This is a genomic window from Mucilaginibacter phenanthrenivorans, from assembly GCF_024721155.1.
Lineage (GTDB): Bacteria > Bacteroidota > Bacteroidia > Sphingobacteriales > Sphingobacteriaceae > Mucilaginibacter > Mucilaginibacter phenanthrenivorans.
Map to the genome: position 1 here is coordinate 457,390 of NZ_JAHVAP010000001.1, position 16,649 is coordinate 474,038.

General features: G+C 41.1%; 12 protein-coding genes. 5 read left to right on the forward strand and 7 right to left on the reverse strand.

Annotated elements, in window-relative coordinates; translation table 11 throughout:
• Positions 1-62: 62 nt before the first annotated feature.
• Positions 63-350 (reverse strand): hypothetical protein, encoded by a 288-nt coding sequence (locus tag KXD93_RS01975; RefSeq protein WP_258135182.1) that lies wholly within the window; start codon positions 348-350, stop codon positions 63-65.
• A 207-nt stretch (positions 351-557) separates the two neighbouring features.
• On the opposite strand from KXD93_RS01975, the gene KXD93_RS01980 reads away from it, so the two are divergent.
• Positions 558-1,067 carry a PH domain-containing protein gene (locus KXD93_RS01980; RefSeq protein ID WP_258135183.1) on the forward strand — a complete coding sequence of 170 codons (510 nt, stop codon included), beginning with the start codon at positions 558-560 and terminating at the stop codon, positions 1,065-1,067.
• Between the two features lie 54 nt (positions 1,068-1,121).
• Here the strand turns inward: KXD93_RS01980 and KXD93_RS01985 are convergent, their stop codons facing one another.
• Positions 1,122-2,573, reverse strand: a complete 1,452-nt coding sequence (locus KXD93_RS01985; RefSeq protein WP_258135184.1) for an amidohydrolase family protein — start codon at positions 2,571-2,573, stop codon at positions 1,122-1,124.
• Between the two features lie 456 nt (positions 2,574-3,029).
• Here KXD93_RS01985 and KXD93_RS01990 point away from each other — a divergent pair, with 456 nt between their 5' ends.
• A complete protein-coding gene (locus KXD93_RS01990) occupies positions 3,030-4,901 on the forward strand; it encodes a S8 family serine peptidase (protein WP_258135185.1) in 1,872 nt (623 codons plus the stop codon).
• 156 nt (positions 4,902-5,057) lie between these two features.
• On the opposite strand, the gene KXD93_RS01995 is transcribed toward KXD93_RS01990, so the two are convergent.
• From KXD93_RS01995 to KXD93_RS02010, 4 genes are all read right to left on the reverse strand, one after another.
• On the reverse strand, positions 5,058-6,596 hold the full coding sequence (locus tag KXD93_RS01995) for a TlpA family protein disulfide reductase (RefSeq protein WP_258135186.1): 1,539 nt from the start codon (positions 6,594-6,596) through the stop codon (positions 5,058-5,060).
• A 115-nt stretch (positions 6,597-6,711) separates the two neighbouring features.
• Positions 6,712-7,065, reverse strand: a complete 354-nt coding sequence (locus tag KXD93_RS02000) for a hypothetical protein (protein WP_258135187.1) — start codon at positions 7,063-7,065, stop codon at positions 6,712-6,714.
• Between the two features lie 10 nt (positions 7,066-7,075).
• Positions 7,076-7,618 carry an RNA polymerase sigma factor gene (locus KXD93_RS02005; RefSeq protein WP_258135188.1) on the reverse strand — a complete coding sequence of 181 codons (543 nt, stop codon included), beginning with the start codon at positions 7,616-7,618 and terminating at the stop codon, positions 7,076-7,078.
• Between the two features lie 6 nt (positions 7,619-7,624).
• Positions 7,625-7,966: a DUF6249 domain-containing protein gene (locus tag KXD93_RS02010; protein WP_258135189.1), complete on the reverse strand. Its 342-nt coding sequence runs from the start codon at positions 7,964-7,966 to the stop codon at positions 7,625-7,627.
• A gap of 375 nt (positions 7,967-8,341) precedes the next feature.
• Here KXD93_RS02010 and KXD93_RS02015 point away from each other — a divergent pair, with 375 nt between their 5' ends.
• The 3 genes from KXD93_RS02015 (at position 8,342) to KXD93_RS02025 (ending at position 14,842) form a co-directional block, all read left to right on the forward strand.
• A complete protein-coding gene (locus KXD93_RS02015; RefSeq protein WP_258135190.1) occupies positions 8,342-11,941 on the forward strand; it encodes an ABC transporter permease in 3,600 nt (1,199 codons plus the stop codon).
• 455 nt (positions 11,942-12,396) lie between these two features.
• Positions 12,397-13,416: a nucleoside hydrolase gene (locus KXD93_RS02020; RefSeq protein WP_258135191.1), complete on the forward strand. Its 1,020-nt coding sequence runs from the start codon at positions 12,397-12,399 to the stop codon at positions 13,414-13,416.
• A gap of 289 nt (positions 13,417-13,705) precedes the next feature.
• The gene (locus KXD93_RS02025) at positions 13,706-14,842 is read left to right on the forward strand and encodes an acyltransferase family protein (protein WP_258135192.1); all 1,137 of its coding nucleotides are present in this window, start codon (positions 13,706-13,708) and stop codon (positions 14,840-14,842) included.
• A gap of 161 nt (positions 14,843-15,003) precedes the next feature.
• On the opposite strand, the gene KXD93_RS02030 is transcribed toward KXD93_RS02025, so the two are convergent.
• Positions 15,004-16,368, reverse strand: coding sequence for a TlpA family protein disulfide reductase (locus KXD93_RS02030; RefSeq protein WP_258135193.1), 1,365 nt, complete (start codon positions 16,366-16,368; stop codon positions 15,004-15,006).
• Positions 16,369-16,649 lie beyond the last annotated feature (281 nt).

A 16,649-nucleotide genomic window follows, 5' to 3' on the forward strand; every position in this document is an offset into this window, starting at 1 on the left:
CTAATAAAGGTAAATAGTCTGCAAGTTCAGTCCTGGACAGAGGGCCTGTTCCAAAAGTCCGCTCAAAGAAACTGTACTACTAACTGTTCCCATTCCTTTTCCAGCGGAAGCGTAGGGCGGGTTTGGCGCGCTTTGCCGTACCAATAATCCGCATTGTGGATATCACCTTCCTTGCGGTGCAGGTAGGCGTGTACCCACGCAGATGCCCGGTCATCCAGGTGATCAACTTGTGCATGTGCCTGGTGCCAATCGCCCTTGCCATCGTACCAAAGGCTTTTTAACTGCGCAGAGAGGGCGCTATCGGGCTGTTCTGAATTTAATGATGCTTTAAATTCGGCTAAAGTTTTCATGGTGAATTGGTTTGTCGAAAATAAGCATTAAAAGGCATTTGTGCATTACGATTACTAAAGCGGGCTACCTGTCAGTGGGGTCAGGAGAACTCCACCTCTGGAGGCCGACGCGGCATTCTATAATCTGGTTCTTTTCTATTTGGTCTAAATTCGTTCTCATAAAGAACAAAATCATATAAATTTGCATTATATCACAAATTATACATTATGACATTTATCGAGAAAAATTTAGCCAATAACGAGCAGATAATTTACCGGGCTAAACTGCATTGGTGGATCTACGGGCAATCTGTTTTTTTATTGATATTGGGAATAGTTGTATTTGCGCTTTGGGGGAAAACTGAAGTTGTTAAAATTATAGGCGGATTGTTAGTGATAATTGGTTTGATTACTTTGCTCAATGCATATATCCGCTCCAGCACCTCTGAATTCGCAGTAACCAACCGCAGGATCATGATGAAGACCGGCGTTACGAAAAGAAGGTTAATTGAGCTACAACTAAACCGTTCAGACGGCCTGGTGATTGATCAGGGCATCATCGGCCGCATATTTAATTACGGAAGTATCATTATCCGAACCGGCAATTTAGAAGAAATCTTTTCGCCTGTTGCGGATCCGTATGAATTTAAACGACAGATCAATAATGCTATTGAAGAATCTTTTGCGCCTTTTGTCAATACACCCCCCGGAGCGAATATGACGGGTAGGGGGCAATAGCGGAATTGCAATTATGCCCCGGCGTACATGCCGGTTTACATCATTTGCAGCCCGTTACAATTCTCCTCTTTTACTCCAATCGAATTTATTTTTTGAAGCTGCATTTCGCTTTGCAAGGTCGGAAAGCATTGCATTGATCCCGGATTTATCGAGCCACCGGCCATTTACGAACACCCCGGAAATTTTACGTGTGTTGCTTATATCGGTTAAGGGATTAGCATCAAGCAAAACGAGGTCTGCGTATTTACCGGTTTCAACCGTTCCTATTTTATTATCAATACCCAGCCAGGTTGCAGGTAACCTTGTAGCCGAAATTAATGCTTCTCCAGGGGTTAATCCAGCTTTAACTAAAAGTTCGATTTCATCGTGAAGTGCAAATCCCCACACTACTCCCGAAGTTCCGGAATCTGTTCCGGCAACCATAGGCACCCGGGCTTCTTTAAAAGCCTTTACCAAACGAATGTTAAAATCTGCTATTTTATCAATATGCGCAACAAATTCCGGTGTCGTTCCCTTGTTATAATTATTTGCCGTTAGCCATTTACTTTGCAACAGGGGGGGCACATATTTCAGGCTGGACAGGTTCCGAATTCCATCAAGTGAACGGGCTTGTTCGCCGATTCTTACTATGGCGGTTAAAGTTGGGGACAGCCAGGTTCCATTTTTTTTAGCAAGTTGTGCAAACCGTTTTGCATCATGGTCGCTAAAGGTGTCTGTTTGCTTAGCATATTCCTCCGCATGGGCCACCATATCGTAATTAGGCACAAATGCTTCTTCTATCCTTCCTTTAAAAGCATTCGGAATATGGCCAACAACCTTCATCCGTTGCCTGCCGGCTTCATCAACAATGGCTTTGAAGGTTTCAATATTTAAATGGGAATACACTTTAATAAATTCATATCCCTGTGCTTTAGCTATGCGTACAGATTGCCGTCCGTCAGCAGGGGTATTAGCTATATTGCCCGATCCTTCACCACCATCTATCAAAAATGCCAGCGCCACGCGGGGGCCAATCACATTGCCTTTGATAATTTCATTTCTTTCGCCAAAATGTTCCGGCCTGGCGCTTAATTCAAACACTGTGGTAACTCCATTTGCCACGTATAGCAACATAAAATCCTGCGTGTTTGTAAAGGCATTCGCCCCTTTTGTGGGAAACGTTGCGCCCAAATTCACATCGGCCATATTGTGAACGTGCATATCAATAAGGCCCGGAATAAGCCATTTTCCCTTACCATCAATAATTTCAGCATTACCAGTAACAGGCTTATTGATTGATAGTATTTTATTGTCTTTAATAACTACGGTGGCATTTTTAATAATCTTATTTTCTAAAGTCATTGGAATTATATTCACATTTTTTATGACGAAAATCCCGGGCTTCTCATTTTTCTGAGTTTTGGTACTGTCGGAAAGCGACTTTTGTGTCTTTGAAAAGCTATTCAAGATCACGGCACATGAAAATAATAATAATAACAACAGGTGCTTTAAATATTTGTCTTGCATAGTTTAGCTATTTGTGCCTATGGTACAAGCAGAAAAGCGAAGTCTTGTTTTAGTTAATGTATTTATCTAACGGATTTTATCTTATGATATAGGTGAGGTTTGAGTTGTTCAAGCGGTACCCTCCTGCCCAGGCGTTTCGTTCCGCCGGTTCCAGTGTCCAACTTAAACCACAGCCAATGTAAGCGTACCGCTTACAATAGCCCTTTTGCAATGTCGGGAAATAGCAGGATATTTATTACGATGCAACGCAATCCCTCAACCGACGAACTATACTTCGTCACGATAACAGTGGCGGGCTGGATGATGGTTAGTAAAGCGGGCTACCTGTTAGCGGTGTTAGGAGAACTCCTCCTCTTTAAGCCTGCGCGGTATTCTCGCGCTCGAGGAGGGAAAATGAACAGTCAATTTCCTATCTTAGAAAAATAAATTTGTAATTCTTTATCATTATTTAGTAGCATGAAACCGGTGTTCGTCGCAAAAAAGTTTGGCATTTTCCTGTCATTGTTGGTTCTCTTTTCAACAAATTCGTTGGCCCAAAAGCCTGTTGTTAGTTCAGGTGCCCAGTTACCTGTCCATAACTATCCGGTTAAAGACAGCCTTAATGTATTGCTTGGCAATGAGCAGCAGATCAAAACATTTGCCATACAACTGAGGAATGACCTGGCTTCCGATATTGCTAAATTCGATATACGTGATACCGCGGTTTTAAAATCTCATTACAGGGTATTAGGGGACCTGGCTTTTTACGATGGCGATCGCAAAAAGGCATTGGCGTATTATGATACTTTAAGATTGCTGGAGGTCAAACCCGCAGCTAAAGCCACCAGTGCCTTAGTGAAAAGATCGTTGATAGCGGCGGGCGACCCGGCGTCGGCTGCCTACATAGCCAATTTTAGAGCAATTTTTACACGTGCGGTAAATACCATTCCATATGTTACAGCCGCATCATCATTGCAGCGAATCAGGCAGCAATATGCTAACATGACCGCCGCTGAATTCGTTAAAATTGCCGCGAGCGACCTGAACCCACCTATAGCTAACGGACCGCTTTCTGTAAAAAACATTGATTATGTGTTGTTCCTTTTTTATGAAATGCATGATTTTGATAAGGTGAGTACTGTGGTTACCGCTGTGATGGACAGCGTTACGCATGTAAACGCGCGCAACCAGGTAAATATATGGCCCTCGCGTGATTTGGAACTGTTACCCGGAAAGCCCTATAAGCCTGTGATCATATCGGTATTTGATTTAGGTACCGACATTTCTCTTTTTAAAGACAGGCTATATACTAACCCAAAAGAAAAAATTGATGGATTGGATAACGACCATAACGGCTATGTGGATGACCTTCATGGCGTGGCTTATGACGGTAAAGAAAATAAAGATCAGCACCTCCTAATGCCCTTATCAGCAGAAAAACAAAAACTATATCCAAGTGCCGTGCGGCTACTAAAGGGTAACGGCGAAGATGAAGCAGGTGTGGAAAGTGCTGACTACCATTATTATAAAGACGCCCTGGCAAAAGCAAATGTGGTGCAACGCGACTCTATTTATGGCCTGATAAATTTTGTGGGCGACTACATCCACGGGACGCATGTAGCGGGTATTGCCATGCGTGGCAACCCTTATGCGCGTTTGCTTATCGTTAGGTTTACCGAAGATGTTGGATTTACTCCAAATGGGGGCTCACCTTCTGTTGAAACGGAACAGAAAGTGGCCAAAAACCTGAAGGACCTTGTAAAATATTGGAAAGCTGCAAAAGTGCGGGTGGTGACCATGAGCTGGGGTTATTTTGTAAGCGATTATCAAAACGATATAGCCAAATACAACCCAAAAATGCCCGAGGAAGATCAGAAAGCCCTGGCAGTAAAGTTATGGACCATGCGTAAAAATGCGCTTTATGATGCGTTTAGTTCGGCCCCTGACATCCTGTTTGTTGCATCTAACGGTAACAAAAACTCCAATTCCAATATTGACCTGAGATACCCTGCGGCACTCGATATCCCCAATATGATAGGGGTAGGGTCGGTAAACAGCGCCGGCCTCGAAACTGATTTTACTGCTACCGGGAACAAGGTTGCCATACATGCAAATGGTTACCTGGTTGAAAGCTTTGCCCCGGGAGGAACAAAGGTTCTATTGTCGGGCACATCAATGGCTACTCCATATATTGCAAATTTAGCAGCGAAGCTAATCGCTGTTAAGCCATCCCTCAAGCCGTCAGAAGTGATATCGCTTATCAAAAAGGGAGCGGATGTTTCGGCAGATGGCCGGATTAAGCTTGTTAACCCAAAGCGATCTTTTGAATTACTGTCCGCTGCAAAATGAACGTAAACGCGCTGTCCGTGGCTTTTCAATTACGGACTAATATGACAGGCTAACTGTCTGCGGGGCACGAGATCTTCACCTCTTTAGGCAGGCATGGCATTTTCACGCTAAAGGGGGGATCAATTCGATCCCACATCCGGATACAATTACGATAAGCTATTTTGCGCCCAACGTTTGTACCAACTGGTTATATAAGGCGTCATCATCATCTGGTCTTTTTGCATTATTAACCAATATGTTCCCTGATTTATCAATAATGAAATAATGCGGATAAGCTTGTTTACTATCGATAATCCCGAGTTCGTTCCATAGTGGAGCAATCTGGTCAGCCGTTCGGCGCACATGTTCGCCGGTAAGATTGTTAATAAATATGAAATCGCGCCACGCTTCATCATCCTTGTCCTCATCCCTTGCTATATATAAAAACACGATATCTTTTCCTTTTAACCGATCTTTCAAGGCCGGTTCAAAAACCATATCTTCAATACAATGTGGGCACCATGTGCCCCACATGTCTATAAAAACAACCTTACCTTTATATGGCGCCAAAAGCGTTTTTAATGAAGATATATTCTTATAATCCGGTCTGATCTTAATATTCAGGTTGTTTGCGTATTGATCTCTTGCTACCATTAACGGGGCAAACATTCTTTCTGATGCCGTTATATATCGCCTGTTAGTGCAATTAGCTTTGATGAAAAGCAGTAGTTTAGCAGCCGACTGTAATTGCCCTGACATACAAAAATTAAACAGTAAATTAGTTAAATGCTTTTCCCAGGCATATGGGGGCATAATAGTTTTCATACGTGTAGAAAAAAGATAGACTTCATTGGTTCTGTCCGGATCATTTTCGAGATCCTTATAACTTACTCCTGTATTGATTGTAAATATACTATCTGCATGTTCTTTATTCTTATCTGTACGATAATCGTAAACTGTTTTCCATAATTTATACCTGAAATAGCTATCTAAATACAAATTAGCACTTGTGCTTATATTCAACTCATCTTTTGTTGGTATTTTAAAATCTGACAAAACCGCATCTATGAAATGAGTATTAAAACTAATACGATTTTTACGGTTGTTCAATAAATTGCCTATGTTCTGAGATACTGCATTAGCATAAAAATATTTTACTTCCGTAGCAATTGCTTTTTTTAAACTTAGGGGCAAAGCTGCCTGATAAACCAATTGTTGGATACTGTCAAGACTGTGCATGATCATTGGACGCTTAATATTGATAACAGAATCTACCGACCAGTTTGCATAAGAGTTTTTTGATTTTAACTCCTTTATAAATGAAAGATTACGCTCATCTTCCAATTTTAGCTTTTTCATCAAGTCATTTTCTGTTTTAGCTTTTCCCCGAAAGGTGAACATTTGCCGGGGCTTATCCACATTGATATTAACACGCAATGGCCTGCCCGGGCTTAATAGCAAACATTGTTTACCTTCTTTATAAGTCAGTATTATAAATTTCTCAGTATGGTAAGGAAAAGAAATATGGAAGCTACCGGTTCTGTCAGGTTTTAAATAAACTGATTTTTTTTTCCAATACTCCCCGTCATATGGCACATTTACCTCAATGGAGTTATGCTTTGCTGCTCCATTAACAGTCCCGGTAAGTGTTAATTGTTGGCCTGCGCTTACTTTTGCACAAATGAGCAGTAATAAAATAAGTTGTATTTTTTTCATGTCAGTATAATTTAATTATAGTTGTAAAGCCGAATATGATTAGGCATAGCAATTCATAGCAGAGAGCATAATTGCGCCTGTTAATTTAAATTTTGATTAGTCGTTTTGTCTTGTGTTAGGTAAAGCGGTATTCATCGGACTTTGAGAAAAGCTTAAGAATAGAATTTAATTGGGTAAGAATTAAGAATACATAACTTAAGCGACACACAAGTAATATAGTATCTGAGGGAATACCAACAATACTTGTCTTTGGTAAGGATAAAAAGTACGTTGTTGCAAATCCAAAACCTGTCCCCATGATGAAAAAGAGTAGTGCGAGCTTCTTGTATTTTGACGTGGCGCTTTTTAAGATATTTTCTTTATGAATCCTGGACATTGTTCTTTCTTCAAAGTCGCTGAAAGGCATTGCCAGGCGGCTTTTTTTCATCATTTCAGAAAACGATTGATCTTTTGGAAGCTGATTTGACATGAGAAAATATTTAGTGGTTTAATTTTATTAATTTATTTAATGCATTTAACATGCTTTTACGGGCCCGATGCAAAATGACCTTTGTGTTCGATTCGCTCCATCCGGTAATTTCACACACATCTTTTATACTTTCCTCTTCCAGGTAAAAAAGCCTTAGTACCACGCTTTCACGATCAGGAAGCATTTTTAGCGCTTCGTTAATAGTATGTATTTGTTCATCTTTATCAAGCGCTAACAGGAAGCTTTCATCCACAATTTCTTCATTATAGTCCGGTTGAAACTCTAAAAATTCCCTTTTGATTTTCTTTCTCCGCTGAAAAGCTTCGTTTAAAACAATACGATAAAACCAGGTACGAAAACTTGATTTAGAATTGAACGACTTAATTCCATTGAAAGCTTTTATAAATGACTCCTGAACAACTTCTTCTGCTATAAATTCGTCTTTAAGGATGGAAACAGATAGAGAAAAAGCCATGTCTTTATACTTTTTTAGAAAATACCTGAAAGCTTCTATATCGCCCTGACAAACTTTTTCCACGTAAACGTCATCCATGGATAATTACTTTTTTGTTGAAGATAAACGGTTAGCGATAACTAAGGCTGTTCCACCGCATAATCCCAATATACTCATTGGGGTTGCATTGGAAATACCTAAGGAATGAAATTCAACAAGAATGGATATAATAGCCAACCCAATACTTAGGCCTATTATTACAATTCCCAATTTAAACATGGCTGACTTTATTCCGCCGTTCTTATTTAATTCTTCATTAGGATTCATACCTTTTTCAATCATCATAAGTCGTTCCTGATGCCTTGCCTTATGCGTGAAATACCAGGCCAGAAAAATGCAAATGCCGAAGGTTATCGTTATTAGTCCCCAAATTATTGTGTTTTCCATAATCTTTAGTTGTCGTTTGTACTCATTGGATTATTTCCTTTATAAAAAGGTTACAAAATTTTGAAGAACCCGCCCGCCCGGGCATTTTGCCCGGACATATAAAAATTTAAGCATTCCGCTTACAAGAGGCATTCTGCAAAGTAGGGAAATAGCTGCATAGTTATTGCCATGTAACGGGAAGCCTCAACGATGAATCTGCTTCGGCACGCTAACAGTAGCGGACTGGATGATGGAGCAGCATTCTCGCGCCAAAGGGGATTAAAACCGGACATTACGTTGTTCGCTTTTAATACAATATGGATTTTGAATTATTGGTCAACTGTCTGTATATTAAATTGTTATATTTTTGGAACGTTAGTTGATCTTTTGCACCAATTGAAAACCTATACGTTTCATATTAACCTTTATGACATTGCGTTTTTCGGAACGCTGTTTATCGCGTTTACATTTGCGTTTCTTTTATGGTTTGCCAGGAAGTCGAATCAAACAGCAAACCGTTTTTTGGCGATTACTATTGCTATAGCAATAATATGGATAGGCCAGACTGTGGCGACAGATATTAAACTCTTCAGATATAATTCGATTTGGGGCCTGTTGCCGTTGCATTATTCACTGGCGATAGGCCCGCTGCTTTATTTTTATGTACAGCAAATAATTTACCCTGAATATAAGTTCAGGCGCCAGGATTCGCTGCATTTCGTGCCCTTGTTGCTGGAATTGAGCTTTTACTTTTTACAGGCGCAGGAAGCTGTGAGGGCCGGAGTTGTAAGTGACAAATTATTCTTTTTTCAATTATCAATCGCAGGCCTGCACCTTTTGGCATTTATTTCGGTCATTTTGTATCTATACCGATGTGGCATTTTGATCCGAAGTTTTTACAAGAAAATAAAATTTAATGGCGGCGACCGGTACCGGCACGAACTTCAATGGCTTCAAAACCTGTTGTCGGGTTTTGGGCTGATATGGCTATTGTGGATCCCTTTTACTGTTGTCGACTATTGCTTTTACGATCATAAATTAAGCGCTCAAGCCTATTATCCCATTTATTTTCTTTTAATGTGGATGTTGATCTATATGGCAGCTAAGGTATTTTTAAGGCCAGAAATTGGCGTTCAGCAAAATGCTCCTTTAATCTTGGCGCCTTTACCGACGACAGATCTTAAACAAAAAGGAATTTGGCTAAAAAGAATTGTTGAGGAGAACTGCCACTACCAGGACCCTGAATTAAGTTTAAGTTCTCTTGCGGAAAAGTTGGGCATTACCGCACATGAACTATCGCGGATTCTCAACCAGGCGCTGAAAAAAAGTTTCAATGATTTCATCAATGAATACCGTGTTCGGGCGGCGGCCCGTAAAATGCAGGACCCAGCCTACGATCATATCACCCTTCTCGGAATTGGTTTTGAATCCGGGTTCAATTCACAAAGCAGCTTTCATCGCATTTTTAAGCGGACAACCGGCAAAACGCCCCTGGAATATAAAAACCACCTTGAAAAAGTACTCCCATCTTATAACCTGGGAGTCAGGAACCAACTTGCGCCGTTAATTTTGAGTCATGATCCGCTACCTAAGTGGTCTGCTGACAAATTAAATCGCAACTATATGTTTGAAAATTATTTCAAAGCCGCCTGGCGGAATTTAAAAAAGAACAAGGTGTATAGCGCCTTAAACATTGCAGGTTTGGCAATAGGCATAGTAAGTGCTGCGCTGATTTTTTTGTGGGTTGAAGATGAAATGAATTTCAATCACAATTTCGCAAAGCGTGATTACCTGTATCATGTTATGCAAAATGAAAAAAGCGATGCAGGAATAAGTACCAACGGATCTACGCCGGGGCCACTCGCTGCAGCCTTAAAGGCGGATATCCCCGGTATTGTTAATAGCGGGCGTCTCAGCTGGCCAATGGATGAACTTGTGGTGTTGGGTGAAAAAGCCATTAAGGAAAACGGTATGTATGCCGATCCTTCTGTGCTTTCCATGTATGCGCTAACCTTCGTCTACGGTGATCGTACTACGGCGTTAAATAACCCTGATGATGTGGTGATCAGTGGAACAATGTCACAAAAGTTTTTTGGCAATGATAACCCGGTTGGAAAAACCATCAAAATGAATGCTAAAGGTGCATATAGTGTTGACGGCCTTTATAAGGTGACCGGCGTATATAAAGATCTGCCTGCAAACTGTTACTATCATTTTCAATGGCTTGCTCCATACACCACATGGGAAAATGCAAATACATGGTTAAAGCCCTGGAACAATAACCTTACCGAAACTATTGTTGAACTTTCGCCACGGGCAAATCCGGCATCGATCAATAAAAAATTAAAAAACTATTTAGCTACTAAAGTAGCCAAATCAACCAATCAGTGCTTTTTGTTTAGTATGAACGACTGGCACCTGCGAGGCAACTTTGTGAATGGCCGGCAGGACGGAGGCAGTATAAGGTACGTCAGGCTTTTTTCAATAATCGCGGCCATCGTTCTGCTTATAGCCTGCATCAATTTTATGAACCTTTCTACTGCACGTTCAGAGCAACGCGGTAAGGAAGTCGGTGTGCTCAAAGTGATGGGCGCGAACAAAATGAGCCTGGTGGGTAAGTTTATCAGCGAATCCCTGCTGATGTCATTTATCGCCATAGTAATGGGGGTGGGGCTGCTTTATATCTTATTACCTTTTTACAATAACCTTGTACAAAAACAATTATCGATAGACTTATTTAACACCACGCATCTCATGAGCCTGCTGGGTATCGGTATTATTGCAGGGATAGTTGCCGGTTTTTATCCCGCCTTTTACTTATCATCATTTAACCCGGTAAGCGTTTTAAAGGGGATCAGGATAAAAAACGCTGCAAGTGTTGTTTTTATCCGGAAGGGCCTTGTGATCATACAATTTGCTTCATCGGTTATTTTAATCATCAGTACTATTGTAGTTTACAAACAGGTTCAGCACATCAAGGAAAGGGATTTGGGTTATAGTAAGAATAATCTTATCTACCTGGACATGCAGGGGAACATGAAGAAAAACTTCAGCGTCATAAAAAACAGTCTTATTGCAACCGGGTATATTGAAAATGCAGCCACGAGCTTACATGATGCTTTGCATGTGTATAGTTTTGGCGATGGCTTTAGCTGGCAGGGCAAAAATCCAAATGCTAAACTGGCGATCCATTCCAACGTTGTTAGTGCGGAATATCTAAAAACCATGCATATGCAATTGATAGAAGGGCGGGATTTTTACACTGGTTTTACGGACAGTACAAGTGTGATTGTAAACGAAAGTATGGCCAGGTTGATGGGTAAGGAAGGTAAGCTGGGAAGCCTGATTACCACGGGCCGGTACAAACTAACCATCGTTGGCATAATTAAGGATTTTATTTATAACGATATATACGGAAATGGCGCGCCTTTAGTCATATTTAACGGCAATTATTCAGCTACCGTTATGGCTATCCGCTTTAAATCCAACGTGCCCTTATCTCAGGCGTTAGAAAAAACCCGTGATGTAATGACCAGGGAAAACCCCGGCTTTCCTTTTGAGTACAGATTTGCCGACAAAGATTTTAATGACCTGTTTTCTTCCGAAACGCTTATCGGCAACCTTGCGGGATTATTTGCTATGCTCGCCATTTTTATTTCATGCCTTGGTTTGTTTGGATTGGCTGCCTATACGGCAGAACGCCGTACAAAGGAAATTGGGATCAGGAAGGTGCTCGGCGCATCAGTTGCCACGCTAACCCGTTTGGTGGCCAGGGAATTCCTGCAATTGGTGACAGTTTCATGTGTTATTGCATTCCCTGCAGCATGGTGGTTGATGCACAATTGGTTGCAGAATTATACCTACCGCACAACAATACAATATTGGATGTTCGCCATCGCCGGATTTTCTGCATTATTCATTGCGTTAATTACGGTAAGCTACCAGGCAATCAAGGCGGCAATAGCCAACCCGGTGAAAACGCTCCGCTCTGAGTAGGCCTGTATTATCTATTTAAAGGAGAGTTTAGTAATCATCCCTCTCCTGGTGCAGGTATCCGGGCAGGCAAAAGAGGTGGGCTCGTGCTCCGCCAGCTAAGTAACCACCATTCACGCGGCGGTATCCACGCCAAAAGCATTCTCGATAATTGATTGTCCTATGTACGGGTTGCTTCGTTCCTCGCATGACGCCGTGGTAGTTTCGCGGTTATAGCTTGGTGACCAAACAGCGGGCCACAAGCGACGCTTGAACCGGCGGAGCGTTACCAATGGTCTTATTGGCCCCGTCTGACTTCATTTTGTAAAGTGTTTAACTTTATATCTAAGTCAGTAAGTAGCGATCGCATTAACCCGGTTACCGACTTAGCGCAATACTTACACATCACCGCTTTTAAACAAAAAATATTGACCGATGATATTTTATTTGATCTATCTTAACACCTTTGTTTGCAATTCATGAAAAGATACGCCCTTCTCTTCTTTCAATATTTCGTGTTTTGTCTCCTCAGTTACGGCCAGGTACAGAACCCTCCATTAATTACTCCCAGGGCACGGGTAATCATTGATAACGATTTTAGCGGCGACCCGGACGGATTATTTCAGCTGGCACATCTTGCATTATCCCCTTCCGTTGAAATAAGAGGTGTTATTGGGTCACACTTAAGACCGAAGGATTGGTTTGACAGCTCGGATATACAAGCTGTCCATGCTGCGGCAAAAGCCAACGCACTACTAAGTACATTACATCTAAAAACACGGATACCGGTATTTACCGGTTCAAACACCGCTATGCCTAACGATAGTACGCCCGTGCAAAGTGAAGCAGTTGATCTTATTATCCGGGAAACGCTCAGGACGGATACTAAAGAACCGCTTTACATACTATGCGGGGCAGGCCTGACAGAAGTGGCATCAGCTGTTCTAAAGGCACCGGAAATTGCCGGAAAGTTCACACTGATATGGATTGGAGGGCCGGAATATCCCGACCTGGCACCGGCCCCGCCGCGGGCCTCAGGTATTGAGTATAATTTAAATATTGATATAGCCGCAGCAAAACTCATATTTAATCGCTCGGCCGTCAATGTCTGGCAGGTACCAAGAAGCACATACCGGCAACCGCTTATCGCTTATTCAGAGCTAATTGAAAAGATTAAGCCCTACGGCGAAACGGGTCACTTACTGGTTACCGCGCTTGAAGATCTGATGCTTAGAGTTAAAAAAAGCGAAGGTAACCTTGGCGAAACTTATATACTTGGCGATAGTCCGCTCGTGTTGCTATCCGCTTTACAATCCCCCTACGAACCGGATCCGTCTTCCAGCGCCTATGTGACAAAAAAGGCTCCACGTATTGACAGTGAGGGCGCTTATGAAGACAATCCGGATGGAAGAAAAATACGTGTTTACGTATATTTAGACACACGTTTACTATTTGAAGATTTCTTTGCGAAAATGAAGATGTTAACCCGGGGGCGTTGAGCAGAAGAAAGGCATCCCGTTACAATGGAAGAAAAAGTTATGGTGCGGCGATAATTTTAGCGGTTCGATTCACCTCATTAAAATAAACAGCAGCCTTAACTCCGTGGTTTCGCTGGTGACCTATGGCAATTTGAAAGCAGGTGAAAGATGTTAATTCAAAACAGAGTAGGGGCCTACATAACGGTTACACAGGCTATGTGCATATTTTAAATTGATGCCCTATTCTATTCGCGATTGCCCCGACATATTGTATTTTAGTGACGTTTACCGGACTTATCTAAATTTTTATATGTCACCAACGAGATATTACAAACCCGAGTTAGACTTGCTTCGGCTTTGTGCATTTCTATTTGTATTCTGCACACACCGAATGGACCTCGCACCCATTGACCCGGCACAATATTATTGGGGGTACCATATTAGTTTGGTGGGCGTTTTTGGCGTACCGCTTTTCTTTTTCCTTAGCGCCTTTTTAATAACAGAATTACTTACTAAAGAACAAGAACAATTCGGAAATATCAATATAAAATCTTTTTACATCAGGCGCATCCTTCGTATTTGGCCATTGTATTTTACCTTCTTTTTTGGAATGGTGTTAATTACGCACCTTTCAGACAACTTTGGGCATATTTCATCCGGAACGCAACTTGCATTCAGTTTATTTTCAGGTAACTGGTATATTACTTTCCATGACTGGCTTCCGTCATATCCCATTAACCCGCTCTGGAGCATTTCTGTTGAAGAACAACTTTATATTTTACTCCCACTGGTAGTGTTTTTTGCCGGTAAGCGAGGATTAAAGATCTTTTCATTTCTTGCACTTTTGGCAGCTTATGCAACTGTTATTTATTACGCACGAAAACCCACAAACGGATTTAACGGTGAGTGGACAAACAGCTTTGTGCAATTTCAATTTTTTGCGATGGGTATTCTCATATCCGTTTATTTAAAGGGCTGGCAACCCAAATGGCATGTAGTTACCCGCATTGCCATATTCATTGCAGCCCTGGCATGTTGGCTGTTAGCCTCAATGGTATGCGAGGTTCATGCAGATTCTCCGCACCTTTCAACCATTCCACAAGCAATAGCCGGCTGGTTATTGATACTTACCGGAGTTGTACTGTTCTTTTTCTCTTTGTATGGGAGTCAATCAAAAAACATGCCGGCACCACTGGTGTATTTGGGTCGCATATCTTATGGCATGTATATATTTCATATCACAATTTTTTGGCTGGTCTATCAGATATTTAAGGATGAACTGGCATCTTTTAGCACCATGATCGGTTTGTATGATTGGAAAAACGATGTTGGCTTCGTTATCGCTTTTTTTATCACGGTTATTATAGCGCTATTGTCTTATACCTTTTTCGAAAAACCGTTTCTACGATTAAAAAAGAGATTTACCTATATCCCGTCGAGAGATTAGTGACATATTAGTAGACATTCTGTTGCCATGAACTATCGCTAATCCCATCTGTTCAAAAAGCGGGCTAGCTGTCAGCGGGTCACGGGAACTCCACCTCTTTAGGCCGGCGCGGCATTCTCGCCCCAGGGGGGGCGGCTCGCTTGGACAGGCGGGTATAAATATTACAAATATTCATCAATCAGTACTTTTAATTTTGGATCACTAGGACGTGGGGTATCCTCATTAAGAATGTTTCCGTCTTTGCCTACTAAAATATAACGTGGAATAGCATTGATTTTATAGTGTTTTACAAATGATGCCTGATCGGCATTTAATAATAAAAAGCTATCACCATTTCCTATCGCTTCTTCTTTAGCAGCTTTTTGCCAGTCGTTGATGTTGGCATCGGTAGATATGGCAATGAAAGCAATTTTTTTGCCTGCGTATTTTTTTTTCAAGAGAACGCTATAGGGCATTTCTGCACGGCATGGGCCACACCAGCTGGCCCAGAAGTCAAACAAGATAAGCTTGTTTTTATACTGTTTGATTAGCATACTTAAATCCTGCACGGTTTTGCCATCAGTAGCCAATAGTTTGTTGCTGCCTCTGGCGTAGGTCATTGACTTACTATGGTCATTTAATTTTCTTTCAATTAGAACTCTATATCCTTTGTCTGCGCATTGCTTATTAAATTTATCAATATAAGCTTTGGGTATAGGCACCCGGTTGAGGTTAGCAGCATACAAGGCATTAGCCATTAAAAAATCTTTGGTCACTCCTGTGAATTCTTTTTCGACGAAATCAAATCTTTTGATTAAGCTACCACTGTTGTTGCTGATCGCATCGTGGGGTGGCCCGCCTAAAGCCATAGCAACAAGATTCATACACGCTACATCATACATTGGAAAGGACATAAACCCAACATTCCTGATCCCGGCTATTTTTGAGATAACTAAAGTTTTGTATAAATTCTGCTTGTCCAATAAAACATGGTTATTGTAGTAAAGCAGCAACGAATCGTTAATAGCTGTGCTTTTTATGCAATTGACAGCTATCTTTTTAAAATCATTACTAACAGGAAATTGCCGGGAATATCCATCTAAGAATTGCAACCGGTTATTTTTTACATTATCTATTGTTTTCTCAAGATCATGAATGTTGGTTAAGGTATTTACCTTTTTATGATAAGGCATCAAAGTAAATCCATAATAAATGTTGCCTGTTTTTTTAACCAGCTTCCTGAAAAAGATAAATTCATTATTTCGTTGGGTATTACCCTGGATATACATTTGAGTAGAGTCGCTTCCTGCATACCTGATATTAATCCTCTCGCCGGGATAAACTAAAAATGGAATTTGTTGAGCATTAGCCTCTATCAATATTGTTGGGGCATACAATGGAAGTTTGATGTTTTTACCGCTCATGTTTGGCATCTGGCTATGAGCTAAGGAATCCAGGTAGTAAAAATGCAATCCCGTCATCCTGCCACTTTCGGATTTAGGGTTGTCGATTGTGAAAAGAACAGTATCCTTTAGTGAATCTGACATCGTATTTTCAACTAATTTATTGTAAGGATGGTGATTTAAGCTAAAAACGAACATCAATATTGTTAGTGACCCGGCCGTTATGGGCATAATGCTTCTCATATCATTAAGTTTACTTTTTATAACTTTAGTACATTCGTCCAGGTAATATCCATCAGTTGCTCCTCGCTTTAGATAATTTTGCTTCTATGGTTGTAGAATAGGCTCTACGATTATAGAAATAAAAATTCTAACTTCTGCAGTATTTGCCATTTTTTTATATGACTCCAACTGAATTAGTTATT